Annotated in this window: 14 protein-coding genes and 1 riboswitch; of the genes, 12 read left to right on the top strand and 2 right to left on the bottom strand. The window is 61.5% G+C overall.

Annotated features, from left to right (window positions below):
* The first annotated feature begins 195 nt into the window (after positions 1 to 195).
* The 3 genes from hda to AC1DQM_RS14830 all read left to right on the top strand — a co-directional run bounded on the left by hda (position 196) and on the right by AC1DQM_RS14830 (position 2453).
* Positions 196 to 900, top strand: coding sequence for a DnaA regulatory inactivator Hda (gene hda / locus AC1DQM_RS14840; RefSeq protein ID WP_007936072.1), 705 nt, complete (start codon positions 196 to 198; stop codon positions 898 to 900).
* Between the two features lie 214 nt (positions 901 to 1114).
* A complete protein-coding gene (locus AC1DQM_RS14835) occupies positions 1115 to 1750 on the top strand; it encodes a C40 family peptidase (RefSeq protein ID WP_477746421.1) in 636 nt (211 codons plus the stop codon).
* 166 nt (positions 1751 to 1916) lie between these two features.
* Complete coding sequence (locus tag AC1DQM_RS14830; RefSeq protein ID WP_019579635.1) at positions 1917 to 2453, top strand: C40 family peptidase; 537 nt, start codon at positions 1917 to 1919, stop codon at positions 2451 to 2453.
* Between the two features lie 128 nt (positions 2454 to 2581).
* On the opposite strand, the gene AC1DQM_RS14825 is transcribed toward AC1DQM_RS14830, so the two are convergent.
* Positions 2582 to 3895: a PQQ-dependent sugar dehydrogenase gene (locus AC1DQM_RS14825; RefSeq protein ID WP_477746420.1), complete on the bottom strand. Its 1314-nt coding sequence runs from the start codon at positions 3893 to 3895 to the stop codon at positions 2582 to 2584.
* A gap of 68 nt (positions 3896 to 3963) precedes the next feature.
* On the bottom strand, positions 3964 to 4548 hold the full coding sequence (locus tag AC1DQM_RS14820; protein ID WP_477746419.1) for a hypothetical protein: 585 nt from the start codon (positions 4546 to 4548) through the stop codon (positions 3964 to 3966).
* Positions 4549 to 4702: 154 nt separating this feature from the next.
* Positions 4703 to 4937, top strand: a riboswitch (cobalamin riboswitch).
* 81 nt (positions 4938 to 5018) lie between these two features.
* Here AC1DQM_RS14820 and cobO point away from each other — a divergent pair.
* From cobO to cobC, 9 genes are read left to right on the top strand one after another with little or no spacing between them, the layout of a single operon-like run.
* The gene (gene cobO, locus AC1DQM_RS14815) at positions 5019 to 5630 is read left to right on the top strand and encodes a cob(I)yrinic acid a,c-diamide adenosyltransferase (protein ID WP_007936078.1); all 612 of its coding nucleotides are present in this window, start codon (positions 5019 to 5021) and stop codon (positions 5628 to 5630) included.
* On the top strand, positions 5627 to 6952 hold the full coding sequence (locus AC1DQM_RS14810; protein ID WP_477746418.1) for a cobyrinate a,c-diamide synthase: 1326 nt from the start codon (positions 5627 to 5629) through the stop codon (positions 6950 to 6952). The genes cobO and AC1DQM_RS14810 overlap by 4 nt, the downstream gene beginning before the upstream one ends.
* Positions 6949 to 7599 carry a 5,6-dimethylbenzimidazole synthase gene (gene bluB / locus AC1DQM_RS14805; protein WP_477746417.1) on the top strand — a complete coding sequence of 217 codons (651 nt, stop codon included), beginning with the start codon at positions 6949 to 6951 and terminating at the stop codon, positions 7597 to 7599. Before AC1DQM_RS14810 ends, bluB begins: the two co-directional genes overlap by 4 nt.
* Complete coding sequence (gene cbiB, locus AC1DQM_RS14800; protein ID WP_018925130.1) at positions 7596 to 8504, top strand: adenosylcobinamide-phosphate synthase CbiB; 909 nt, start codon at positions 7596 to 7598, stop codon at positions 8502 to 8504. The genes bluB and cbiB overlap by 4 nt, the downstream gene beginning before the upstream one ends.
* Entirely contained in the window at positions 8497 to 9489 is a 993-nt protein-coding gene (gene cobD, locus AC1DQM_RS14795) for a threonine-phosphate decarboxylase CobD (RefSeq protein ID WP_477746416.1), read from the top strand. Before cbiB ends, cobD begins: the two co-directional genes overlap by 8 nt.
* The gene (locus AC1DQM_RS14790) at positions 9486 to 10937 is read left to right on the top strand and encodes a cobyric acid synthase (protein ID WP_477746415.1); all 1452 of its coding nucleotides are present in this window, start codon (positions 9486 to 9488) and stop codon (positions 10935 to 10937) included. Before cobD ends, AC1DQM_RS14790 begins: the two co-directional genes overlap by 4 nt.
* A 42-nt stretch (positions 10938 to 10979) precedes the next feature.
* Entirely contained in the window at positions 10980 to 11501 is a 522-nt protein-coding gene (gene cobU / locus AC1DQM_RS14785; RefSeq protein ID WP_018925133.1) for a bifunctional adenosylcobinamide kinase/adenosylcobinamide-phosphate guanylyltransferase, read from the top strand.
* Positions 11498 to 12553: a nicotinate-nucleotide--dimethylbenzimidazole phosphoribosyltransferase gene (gene cobT / locus AC1DQM_RS14780; RefSeq protein WP_018925134.1), complete on the top strand. Its 1056-nt coding sequence runs from the start codon at positions 11498 to 11500 to the stop codon at positions 12551 to 12553. The genes cobU and cobT overlap by 4 nt, the downstream gene beginning before the upstream one ends.
* The gene (gene cobC / locus AC1DQM_RS14775) at positions 12550 to 13125 is read left to right on the top strand and encodes an alpha-ribazole phosphatase family protein (RefSeq protein WP_477746414.1); all 576 of its coding nucleotides are present in this window, start codon (positions 12550 to 12552) and stop codon (positions 13123 to 13125) included. The genes cobT and cobC overlap by 4 nt, the downstream gene beginning before the upstream one ends.

Genomic DNA, 13125 nt, shown 5'->3' with positions numbered 1-13125 from the left:
CACGCCGGGTTTGCCCGTATCCCTCGCGCGGCTGTCACATGCACCGCCAAAGAAACTGTCATAAAACCAGCACGTTAACGCAAACCTTTGATTTTGCTTGTGGTCTGTCGCATTGTGCCGTCAGCTTCACGGGTATAAACTTCGCAAACTTTACACAGAGGCCACTAACGGTTCCTTTGGAACTGTTCAGTCAGCATGAAACCGATTCAGCTGCCCCTAGGTGTGCGTCTGCGTGATGACGCCACCTTTATCAATTACTACCCAGGCGCCAATGCCGCTGCACTCGGCTATGTCGAGCGGCTGTGCGAAGCCGACGCCGGCTGGACGGAAAGCCTGATTTACCTCTGGGGCAAGCACGGGGTAGGGCGCACGCATTTGTTGCAGGCGGCTTGCCTGCGTTTCGAGCAGATGGGTGAACCGGCGGTGTATCTGCCGCTGGCCGAGTTGATGGACCGCGGCATCGAAATCCTCGACAACCTCGAACAATACGAACTGGTTTGCCTGGACGATTTGCAGGCGGTCGCCGGCAAGGCGGATTGGGAAGAGGCGTTGTTCCATCTGTTCAATCGTCTGCGTGACAGCGGTCGGCGTCTGCTGATCGCCGCCTCGACATCCCCGCGCGAACTACCGGTGAAGCTGGCGGACCTCAAGTCTCGGCTGACACTGGCGCTCATCTTCCAGATGCGTCCGCTCTCTGACGAAGACAAGTTGCGTGCCTTGCAGTTGCGCGCCTCCCGTCGTGGCCTGCACCTGACTGACGAAGTCGGGCATTTTATTTTGACTCGCGGTACCCGCAGCATGAGTGCGCTTTTCGAGCTGCTTGAACGCCTCGATCAGGCCTCCCTTCAAGCTCAGCGCAAGCTGACAATCCCGTTCCTGAAAGAGACGTTGGGCTGGTAAAAGCCAGGTTTTTCGCGGGTTCCGGCATATTCCAGGCGTCAACAAATCCGCTTTCCTGCAGGGGAGCAGGCTGCGCAAAGGTTCAAAATGGGCTTAAGCGCTTAGATGGAAACGAGAAACCGATAAGTCACATAAAGATCGATTGAATTTGCAAATGAGATCGATAGCGGGCATAGTCTCGGCTTCTTTACAACTATCAGCCACGGTCGTGCCCATGCTAAATCGCTTCGCACCCCTCGTGCCTCTCGCACTCGTCACCCTGTTGTTCGGTTGCGCTGCTCACTCTCCAGTGTCCCAGCAAGAGCCACAACAACAGGTTTCAAATTCAGTTACCGCGCAGTCTTCTTCCATTCTTTTCCAGGAAGAGCTAGCAACCAATAAAGAACTGGCAGACTTCGCCGGCGGCAAGTCGTACCAGCTTCCGGTTCTGGCTGACAGCATCCTCGAACGTGGCATGTCCCTGATCGGTACCCGTTACCGTTTCGGCGGCACCTCCGAGGCTGGCTTCGACTGCAGCGGCTTCATCGGTTATCTGTTTCGTGAAGAGGCTGGCATGAACCTGCCGCGCTCCACTCGCGAAATGATCAACGTTGACGCTCCGTTGGTGGCTCGCAGCGCCCTCAAGCCGGGTGACCTGCTGTTCTTCGCCACCAATGGCCGTCGCGGTCGTGTCAGTCACGCCGGGATCTACGTGGGTGACAACCAGTTCATCCACTCCAGCAGCCGCAAAAGCGGTGGTGTCCGGGTCGATAGCCTGGGCGACAGCTACTGGAGCAAGACCTTCATCGAAGCCAAGCGTGCACTCGCAATGGCACCGGCTGCAGCGCCTATCGTCACTGCGCGCAAATAAGCGGACAGTTTATAAGGCGAACTTAAAGTCTTACTTGAAGTTTGCCGCGTAGCCGCTAGAATCCTGATCTATTATTGATGGTAAACCGCCTGCGTTCTGCGCAGGCGGTTTTCTTTTCTGTCTTTGTGGCAGAAAAAAGCCGCAGCCAGATCAGGATGTTCTGTTTATGACGATGTCGGCCCGCCTCGCACTCATGTTCTTCGCAGCGCTGCTCAGCGCCTGCGCCAGCCGCACACCGCCACCTGCGCCGGTGGTTCGCGCACCGATTGTTTTCGGTTCTCCCCAAGCCTTTTCCCCTGCGGCAGAAGACGTGCTGTTTCGCGCGCTCGGTCTGGTGGGGACGCCTTATCGTTGGGGCGGCAACACGCCGGATTCCGGGTTCGATTGCAGCGGTTTGATCGGTTACGTCTATCGCGATGTCGCAGGCATTTCCTTGCCGCGGTCCACACGCGAGATGATCGGCATGCAGGCTCCCAACGTCGGCAAGGAAGGCCTGCAAACCGGCGACCTGATTTTCTTCGCCACCAATGGCGGCTCCCAGGTCAGCCATGCCGGGATCTATGTCGGCGAAGGGCGCTTCGTCCATGCACCAGCCACGGGCGGCACGGTGAAACTGGACAGCTTGTCCAAGGCTTATTGGCAGAAGGCTTATCTGAGCGCCAAGCGCGTCTTGCAACCTGAACACTTGGCACATAATCCCTAGGGGTTTGTCATGATCGTTCTGGCGGAGTTGTAGGAGCGAGGCTTGCCCGCGAAGGCGGCAGCACAGTCAACATTGATATCGACTGACACACCGCTTTCGCGGGCAAGCCTCGCTCCTACGGACAGACTTTACTTGGCCGCGGAAACGCGCCAAATCTTGTTCCCCACATCATCTGCCACCAACAAGCCGCCCTGCTGATCGATCACCACGCCCACCGGCCGCCCCATGGCTTTTCCCTCGTCGTTGAGGAAGCCGGTAAGCACATCCAGCGGCTGTCCGCTCGGTTTGCCGGCGCTGAACGGCACGAAAATTACTTTGTAGCCGCTGTGCGGTTTACGGTTCCACGAGCCATGCTGGCCGATGAATGCCCCTTGGGTGAACGGCGCGGGCAACTTGCTGCCTTCGGCGAACGTCAGGCCCAGCGACGCGGTATGGGGCCCCACCGCGTAGTCTGGAGTAATGGCCTTGGCGACCAGATCAGGGTTTTGTGGCTCGACGCGAACATCGACATGTTGCCCGTAATAGCTGTAAGGCCAGCCATAGAACCCGCCGTCCTTCACTGAAGTGATGTAGTCCGGCACCAGGTCGCTGCCGATTTCGTCACGCTCGTTGACTGCGGTCCATAAAGCGCCGGTCTGAGGCTCCCAGGCCAGGCCGTTCGGGTTGCGAATCCCCGAGGCGAAGATTCGATGGTTGCCGGTGGCGCGATCCACTTCCCAGATCGCCGCGCGACCTTCCTCCTGATCCATGCCGTTTTCACCGACGTTGCTGTTCGAACCCACGGTGACGTACAGCTTGCTGCCGTCCTTGCTGGCGATGACGTTTTTGGTCCAATGGTGATTCAGTGTGCCGCCCGGCAAATCGACCACTTTGATCGGCTGCGACTTGATCGCCGTCTCGCCGTTTTCATAGTGGAAACGCAGCAAGCGGTCGGTGTCGGCGACGTACAGGTCTTTGCCGACCAAGGTCATGCCGAAGGGCGAGTTGAGGTTTTCCAGGAACACCGTGCGGGTTTCGGCGACGCCGTCGTGGTCCTTGTCCCGCAGCAGAGTGATGCGATTCGGGCTGGGAACGCCGGCCCCGGCACGGCCCATGACTTTGCCCATGACCCAGCCGCGAATGCCTTTGCCGTCGTCGGGTTTGGGCGGCGAGTTGGTTTCGGCCACCAGCACATCGCCGTTGGGCAATACGTAGAGCCAGCGGGGATGATCGAGGCCTTCGGCAAACGCCGCCACCTGAGTCCCTGGCGCGGCAGTGGGTTTTTTACCTTGAGGCCAGCCGATCGCCGGGGCGATGTTCACCGTCGGGATCAGGGTTTTGTTCGGTTCCGGCAGCTTGGGCGACGGTCCGGTGCCGTCCGAGACTTGCAGGCTGGAGGTTTCACCACAGGCGGCGAGCCCTCCGGCGAGCGCGATGATGAAAACGAGCTGGGGTTTGCGCATTACTGATCTTCCCTATGAATGCATTGACGTAATCATAGAGAAGCGTAGACACCCGATGGTTCAACCAGTCAGCCGCGGGCTTCCTTGAACAGCACGGCGATACCCGGGTGGTAGTTGCCGGCTTCATTGCGCAACTTGCGGTAGGCGTAAGGGAAATACCAGGCCACGGCGCAGGTGTGTTCCTTTTGCAGGTCGTCGAGCATGTCCTGGAGTTCTTCCGGGGTGGCGCTGTGCTGGGCTTTTTGCGGGGCGACAAACAGGCAGCCGAGTTTCAGGTCGCTGGCGTAGCTGATGCGCTTCGCGTCGCTGGTGATGTCCGCCAGTGCCTGGGTCAGGTTCAAGCTATTGACCCGCGGCCAGCGCTGGGTGGCTTGCAGGTATGCGCGTTCTTCGCTGGTGGCGATAAACAGATCGGCGCGGGCGTTGCGTTCGCCTTCTTCGGTCTGTTTGCGCGTCGGTGTTTGCTGCAGCGTGACCATTTCCGCCATCCAGGCTGCGGCAGAGAGCAGGCCGAGGTTGGCGTTTTCGTCGTACCAGTAAGGCGTATCGTTATCGCCGCGCACGGCGTTGTAGCGGTCGATACAGTCAAACCAGCGTTCCAGCACCGGGCGCAGGAATTCCAGCTTCGGATTGCTGATGATCATGCCTTGCATGTGGCTCACCCTTGTTATTGTGTTATGAGGTTGTGGCTCTTTGATATCACTGCTGGCAGTGTGGCACAAGATTGGCGTCAGATAATTGATCGGCGGCAGTTATTCGCCGGAAGGCGTCCCGTCTTTAATTGACGCTCCACCCCCAACCCTCTAACCTTCGCGGCTTGTTTCAGGTGCTCTGTGGCCTTGGTCGACAGAGTGAAACAGGGAAGCCGGTGAGTGAGTTTCTTCCAGCGAAGAACGATCGCGATCCCGGCGCTGCCCCCGCAACGGTAAATGAGTGAAGACTGCGCCTTGAGCCACTGTGTCGACGATTGACATGGGAAGGCGCGCAGTCGGGCCAAGTGCCGCTCATGAGCCCGGAGACCGGCCTGATCCATTCAGCGGCATCACGGTGGGCGATGCCAGGCTTCTTGCCGTCTATTCTTGTGCCTGCCCGCCGTTATCCAGCCTCAACGGAGAGCTCCCCCATGACTGATACCCCCGATCGTGACGAACGCCATCTGGCGCGCATGCTGCGCAAAAAAGCCGTGATCGACGAACGCATCGCCAACTCGCCGAATGAATGCGGCCTGCTGCTGGTGCTGAGCGGCAACGGCAAAGGCAAGAGCAGTTCGGCGTTCGGCATGCTTGCGCGCTCCATGGGCCACGGCATGCAATGCGGCGTAGTGCAGTTCATCAAGGGGCGCAGCAGCACCGGCGAGGAGTTGTTCTTCCGGCGCTTTCCGGAGCAGGTGCGTTTTCATGTGATGGGCGAGGGCTTCACCTGGGAAACCCAGGACCGCCAGCGTGACATCGCCGCCGCCGAAGCTGCGTGGGCGGTGTCCCGCGAACTGCTGAGCGATCCGTCGATTGGCCTGGTGGTACTCGATGAATTGAACATCGCCCTCAAGCACGGTTACCTCGATCTCGATCAGGTGCTCAGCGACTTGCAAGCCCGTCCGCCGATGCAGCATGTGGTGGTCACTGGCCGTGGCGCCAAACCGGAGATGATCGAACTGGCTGACACCGTCACCGAAATGGGCATGATCAAGCACGCCTTCCAGGCCGGGATCAAGGCGCAAAAAGGCGTCGAGTTGTGAATCAACCACGTCAATGCCCGGCGGTACTGATTGCCGCGCCGGCCTCCGGTCAGGGCAAGACCACCGTCACCGCCGCGCTCGCCCGTTTGCATCGCAATCAGGGGCGCAAGGTGCGCGTGTTCAAATGCGGCCCGGACTTTCTCGACCCGATGATTCTAGAGCGCGCCAGCGGTGCGCCGGTCTATCAGCTGGACATGTGGATGGTCGGCGAGCAGGAAAGTCGTCGCCTGTTGTGGGAAGCCGCTGGCGAAGCTGACCTGATTCTCATCGAAGGCGTCATGGGGTTGTTCGACGGTACGCCGTCCAGTGCCGATCTGGCGCGGCATTTCGGTGTGCCGGTGCTCGGCGTGATTGACGGCACCGCGATGGCGCAGACGTTTGGTGCACTGGCCCTGGGGCTTGCGCGCTATCAGCCGGATTTGCCGTTTGCCGGTGTGTTGGCCAACCGGGTTGGCACCCTGCGTCATGCGCAATTGCTCGAAGGCAGTCTGACAGAAGGCTTGCGCTGGTACGGCGCGCTGTCCCGGGAAACCGGCATCGAATTGCCGAGTCGGCACCTCGGCCTGGTACAGGCCAGCGAATTGAATGATCTCGATCTGCGCCTCGATGCAGCCGCCGCCTCGCTGGCCAGCAGTTGCGACGTGGCGTTACCGCCTGCCGTGGAATTCGCCGCGCCTGAAGTGATCGCCGCCGAACCATTGCTGGCCGGTGTGCGGATTGCCGTGGCCCGGGACGAAGCCTTTGCATTTACCTACGGCGCGAGCCTGGATCTGCTGCGGGCGATGGGCGCCGAGTTGTCTTTCTTCTCGCCGATCCGCGACCGCGAGTTGCCGGCGGCAGACAGCCTTTATCTGCCGGGCGGTTACCCTGAATTGCACCATGTGGCGTTGTCACAAAACACGCCAATGCTGATCGCCATTCGCGATCACCACGCAGCGGGCAAACCGTTGCTGGCCGAGTGTGGCGGCATGCTGTACCTGCTGGACTCGTTGACCGATGTCGAGGGTACTCGCGCTGAGCTGGTTGGCTTGTTGACCGGTGATGCGGTGATGCAGAAGCGTCTGGCGGCGTTGGCCTTGCAGGCGGTGGAACTGCCTGAAGGTTTGCTGCGCGGGCACACCTATCACCACTCGCTGACCAGCACCGAGCTTGAGCCGATTGCGCGTGGCCTGAGCCCCAATGGCGGGCGAGGGGCAGAGGCGGTTTATCGTGAGGGGCGGATGACGGCCTCTTATGTGCACTTTTATTTTCCGTCCAATCCGGCGGCGATTGCTGCGTTGTTGGCGCCCGATCGTGAAGCCGTCATCGCGAGCAGGCCATGACAGAAAACGCCTTTTCCGAAGCCGAACGCGATGCGGTCTACCGAGCCATCGGCGAGCGTCGTGACATGCGCCACTTCAGTGGCGGCACGGTTGAGCCCGAGTTACTGAGGCGCCTGCTCGAAGCCGCGCACCAGGCGCCGAGCGTCGGTCTGATGCAGCCCTGGCGGTTCATCCGCATCAGCGACCGGGCGCTGCGCGGACAGATCCAGCAACTGGTGGAGGAAGAACGCGTCCGCACCGCCGAAGCCCTCGGCGAGCGCTCCGACGAGTTCATGAAGCTCAAGGTCGAAGGCATCCAAGACTGCGCCGAAGTGCTGGTCGCTGCGCTGATGGACGATCGCGAACGGCATATCTTCGGCCGTCGTACGTTACCGGAAATGGACATGGCCTCGCTGTCCTGTGCCATCCAGAACCTGTGGCTGGCGTCCCGCGCCGAAGGCCTGGGCATGGGCTGGGTGTCGCTGTTCGAGCCGCAAGCCTTGGCGAACCTGTTGGGTTTGCCGACCGGGGCCAAGCCTTTGGCCGTTCTTTGCCTGGGGCCGGTCAAGGAATTCTATCCAGCGCCGATGCTGGTACTCGAAGGCTGGGCGCAAGCGCGTCCGCTCAACGAGTTGCTGTATGAAAATTATTGGGGAGTGAGTCAATGAGTGTGGCGTTGTTGAGTGTCGCCGCGGTCGCGCTGGATGCGCTGCTGGGTGAACCCAAACGCTGGCATCCGCTGGTGGCGTTCGGTCGTTTTGCCGATCGCATCGAACAACGTTTCAACTCCGCTGGCCGCGGCTGGCGCAGTCACGGGGTGACGGCCTGGGTGATGGCGGTCGTGCCGCTGACCTTGCTGGTCACCGCGCTGTCCTGGGCACCTTATGTTGGCTGGATCGTCGAGATTCTCGCGCTCTATTGCGCGCTTGGCATGCGCAGCCTCGGCGAGCATGTCGAGCCGGTGGCCAAGGCCCTGCGCAGCGATGATCTGGTTGAGGCGCGCACACGCGTCGGTTATCTGGTCAGCCGTCAGACCAGCGAACTGGACAAAACCGAAGTCGCCCGCGCCGCCACCGAATCGGTGTTGGAGAACGGCAGCGATGCAGTGTTCGCCGCGCTGTTCTGGTTTGCCGTGGCGGGTGCGCCCGGTGTGGTGCTCTATCGTCTGAGCAACACCCTGGATGCGATGTGGGGTTATCGCAACGAACGCTTCGAGCGTTTCGGCTGGGCTGCCGCAAAGATCGACGATGTCCTGAACTACATTCCTGCACGCCTGGTGGCGTTGACCTACGCACTGTTGGGCAAAACCCGACTGGCGCTGAAATGCTGGCGCACCCAGGGGCCGACCTGGGACAGCCCGAATGCCGGGCCGGTGATGGCGGCTGGTGCCGGTGCGTTGGGTGTCGAGTTGGGCGGGGCGGCGATTTATCACGGCGAACTGCATCAGCGTCCGCAGTTGGGCGAAGGCGTGCCGGCGGATGCCGATTCCATCGACCGTGGCTGGCAATTGGTCCAGCGCGGGGTATGGTTATGGCTGCTGATTCTCTGCGTGGGGGCTGAATTCTATGCTTGAACACGGTGGCCGGTTGCGCAAGGCAGCACTTGAATACGGTATCGCCGAAGCCGATTGGCTCGACCTGTCCAGTGGTCTTGCGCCCTGGCCATTCCCGGTTCCGGATATCCCGCTGCGGGCCTGGGCACGTTTGCCGGAAACCGATGACGGTCTGGAGCAAGCCGCCTGCGACTATTACGGTGCGGCCCAGGTGTTGCCCGTGGCCGGTTCGCAAATGGCGATTCAGTTGCTGCCGCGTTTGCGCAGGGCCGGCAAGGTCGGCGTGCTGTCGCCGTGTTACGCCGAGCACGCTGAAGCCTGGCGTCGCAACGGTTATGTCGTGCGTGAAGTCCTGGAGTCGGAAGTCGATTTCTTTCTCGACAACCTGGACGTGCTGGTGGTGGTCAATCCGAACAATCCCACTGGCCTGAGCCTGACCCCGGCCCGTCTGCTGGATTGGCATGCGCGGCTGGCCCAGCGCGGTGGCTGGTTGGTGGTGGACGAGGCGTTCATGGACAACACACCGCATTTGAGTCTGGCACCGTTCACCAACCAGATCGGCTTGATCGTGCTGCGTTCCTTCGGCAAGTTTTTCGGCCTGGCCGGTGTGCGGCTAGGGTTTGTGCTGGCCGAGCGCAAGTTGCTCAAACTGTTAGCCGAGCAGGTCGGGCCTTGGGCGGTCAGTGGGCCGACCCGCGTACTGGGCCAGGCGTGCCTGACGGATACGCACGGGCACACCCGACAGCGCATTCGCACTGACGAAGCTGGCGAACGTCTGGCGTTGCTGCTTGAGCAGTATGGTTTCAAACCTCAGGGCGGTTGCGCGTTGTTCCAGTGGCTGATCACCGAGCGCGCCCAAGCGCTGCATGAATTCATGGCCCGGCGTGGCATTCTGCTGCGGTTGTTCACCCACAACAGCAGCCTGCGTTTTGGTTTACCTGCGGATGAAGCGGACTGGTCGCGCCTCGAACAAGCCCTGCAAATCCATGCCAAGGAAAACCCATGACAACGTTGATGGTGCAAGGCACCACATCCGATGCCGGTAAAAGCACACTGGTGACGGCACTGTGTCGCTGGGTCACGCGCCAAGGCGTGAGCGTGGTGCCGTTCAAGCCGCAGAACATGGCCCTCAACAGTGCGGTGACCGCCGACGGTGGCGAGATCGGTCGCGCTCAGGCGGTGCAGGCCCAGGCTTCAAACCTTGAACCGCACACCGACATGAACCCGGTGCTGCTTAAACCCAACAGTGATACCGGCGCCCAAGTGATCATCCATGGCCGCGCCGTCACCACCATGAATGCGGTCGCCTATCACGACTACAAAGCCATCGCCATGCAGGCGGTGCTGGCCTCCCATGAACGGTTGAGCGCGGCGTATCCGCTGGTGATGGTTGAAGGGGCGGGCTCGCCGGCCGAGATCAACCTGCGCGCCGGCGACATCGCCAACATGGGGTTTGCCGAGGCGGTGGACTGCCCGGTAGTGCTGATTGCCGACATCAATCGCGGCGGGGTTTTCGCGCATTTGGTCGGTACGCTGGAGCTGCTGTCGCCCAGCGAACAGGCGCGGGTCAAAGGCTTCATCATCAACCGCTTTCGCGGCGACATCGCCTTGCTGCAACCGGGGCTGGACTGGCTGGAAGCGCGCACCGGCAAACCGGTGATCGGCGTGTTGCCTTATGTGATGGACCTGCATCTTGAGGCCGAGGACGGCCTCGATCAGCGTCAGGCCGACAAGGCCGATCAAGTGCTCAACGTGGTGGTGCCGGTGCTGCCGCGCATCAGCAACCACACCGATTTCGATCCACTGCGCCTGCATCCGCAAGTGGACCTGCAATTCATCGGCCCTGGCCAGGCGATTCCACCGGCCGACCTGATAATTCTCCCGGGTTCGAAAAGCGTACGCAGCGACCTCGCGTACCTGCGGAGCAACGGCTGGGACTCGGCGATCGCGCGGCACTTGCGCTACGGCGGCAAAGTGCTGGGAATCTGCGGCGGCCTGCAAATGCTCGGCGAGCAGGTGCATGACCCGCTGGGCCTCGAAGGCGCGCCGGGTTCCAGTGCCGGTTTGGGTTTGCTGGCGTTCGAAACGCAGCTCGAAGAAGAGAAGCAGTTGCGCAACGTACGTGGGCGTCTGGCGCTGGAAGATGCGCAGGTCAGCGGCTATGAAATTCATGCCGGCGTGACCACCGGGCCGGCGCTGGAAAACGCCGCCGTGCAGCTGGACGATGGTCGCAGCGATGGTGCGCAAAGTGCCGATGGGCAGATTTTCGGTACGTACCTGCATGGCCTGTTCGAATCACCGGCGGCGTGCAGTGCACTGTTGCGTTGGGCTGGTTTGCAGGAGGTGCAGGAGGTGGATTACCACGGGTTGCGCGAGCGCGATATCGAGCGGTTGGCGGATCTGGTGGAGAAGCATCTGGATACCTCGCTGTTGCGTGAACTCTGCGGGTTTTGAGGTGGCTGCACTGGCCTCATCGAAGATTTTAAGGAATGAACCATGCTGCAACTGATCCTCGGCGGCGCCCGCTCCGGCAAAAGTCGTCTGGCTGAAAAGCTGGCGACTGACAGTCAGCTCCACGTCACTTACATCGCCACCAGCCAACCCCTGGACGGTGAAATGAACGAGCGGGTGGCCCATCACCGTGCCCGTCGTCCGGCCGAATGGGCGTTGATCGAGGAACCGCTGGAGCTGGCCCGCGTACTGCGCGAAAGCGCCGGCGTCGACCGTTGCCTGCTGGTGGATTGCCTGACGCTGTGGCTGACCAATCTGCTGATGCTCGATAACGCCGAGCGCCTGTCGGCCGAGCGCGAGGCCCTGCTGGACTGCCTGGCATCGTTGCCGGGTGAAATCATTTTTGTCAGCAACGAGACCGGAATGGGTGTCGTGCCGCTGGGCGAATTGACTCGCCGCTATGTCGATGAAGCCGGTTGGCTGCATCAAGCCTTGGCCGAGCGCTGCCAACGTGTCGTCCTGACCGTCGCCGGCCTGCCCCTGACTTTGAAAGGAACTGCATTATGACTCACACCTGGTGGCTGAACCCGTGCAAGCCAATCGATGCACAAGTGGTCGAACAGGCGCAGGCGCGTCAACAGCAACTGACCAAGCCTGCCGGTTCCCTCGGCCAGCTCGAAGCGGTGGCGGTGCAACTGGCCGGGTTGCAGGGGCAGGTCAAGCCGACCCTCGATCAGCTGTGGATCGCGATTTTTGCCGGTGACCATGGCGTGGTCGCCGAAGGGGTGTCGGCGTTTCCGCAGGAAGTCACCGGACAGATGCTGCACAACTTCGTCAGCGGCGGCGCGGCGATCAGCGTGTTGGCGCGGCAGTTGGGCGCGTCCCTTGAAGTAGTCGACCTCGGCACCGTTACGCCGTCATTGAATCTGCCGGGTGTGCGTCACCTGAACGTCGGCCCGGGCACGGCGAATTTCGTCCAGGGCCCGGCGATGACTCAGGCCCAGGGCGAACTCGCCTTGCAGGCTGGTCGCGACAGTGTGCAGCGCGCCATCGCGGCAGGCGCGCAGTTGTTCATCGGCGGCGAAATGGGCATCGGCAATACCACGGCGGCCAGCGCCTTGGCCTGTGCTTTGCTCGATTGCCCGGTGGTGCACCTGGCCGGACCGGGCACTGGCCTGAACGCGGCGGGTGTCAGCCATAAAGCCCAGGTCATCGAGCGCGCCTTGGCGTTGCATGGTGCTCAGCGTGGCGATGCGCTGCAAACCTTGTTCAACCTCGGCGGTTTCGAAATCGCTGCGCTGGTTGGCGCGTACCTGGCTTGTGCTCAGGAAGGTGTCGCGGTGTTGGTCGACGGGTTTATTTGCAGCGTCGCCGCGCTGGTGGCGGTGCGTCTGAATCCGGCCTGTCGTGAGTGGTTGCTGTTCGGTCATCGTGGTGCCGAGCCAGGTCATCGCCATGTGCTGGAAACCCTGAACGCCGAACCGTTGCTGGACCTCGGTCTGCGGTTGGGCGAGGGCAGTGGTGCGGCGTTGGCCGTGCCATTGCTGCGCCTGGCCTGCGACCTGCACGGACAGATGGCAACATTCGCCGAAGCCGCAGTGGCGGATCGCCCGGCATGACCTTGCGCCTGGACCTGTTGCGTCATGGCGAAACCGAACTCGGTGGCGGCCTGCGCGGCAGCCTCGATGACGCGCTGACCGGCAAGGGCTGGGAGCAGATGCGCGCTGCGGTGGTTGAGCAGGGCCCTTGGGATCGCTTGGTCAGCTCGCCGTTGCAGCGTTGTGCACGCTTTGCTGAAGAGCTTGGGACGCAACTGGGGTTGCCGGTGCAGCTGGAAAAGGATCTGCAAGAGCTGCACTTCGGCGCTTGGGAAGGGCAGAGCGCCGCGGCGCTGATGGAAACCAGTGCCGAGGCATTGGGCTTGTTCTGGGCCGATCCCTATTCGTTTACGCCGCCTGATGGTGAGCCGGTTGCCGACTTTTCGACGCGGGTGTTGGCGGCCATTGAGCGGTTACACGCGGTCTATGCGGGTGAGCGGGTCCTGCTGATCAGTCATGGCGGCGTCATGCGATTGTTGCTGGCGCAAGCGCGCGGATTGCCGCGTGAGCAATTGCTCAACGTTGAGGTCGGCCATGGCGCGTTGTTCTCGTTGACGGTTGAATCTGGCGCCTTGTTAAGGGAAGCGATCTGA

This window comes from Pseudomonas sp. 01L34, from assembly GCF_056400265.1.
This window is presented reverse-complemented; position numbering and strand designations above follow the sequence as displayed.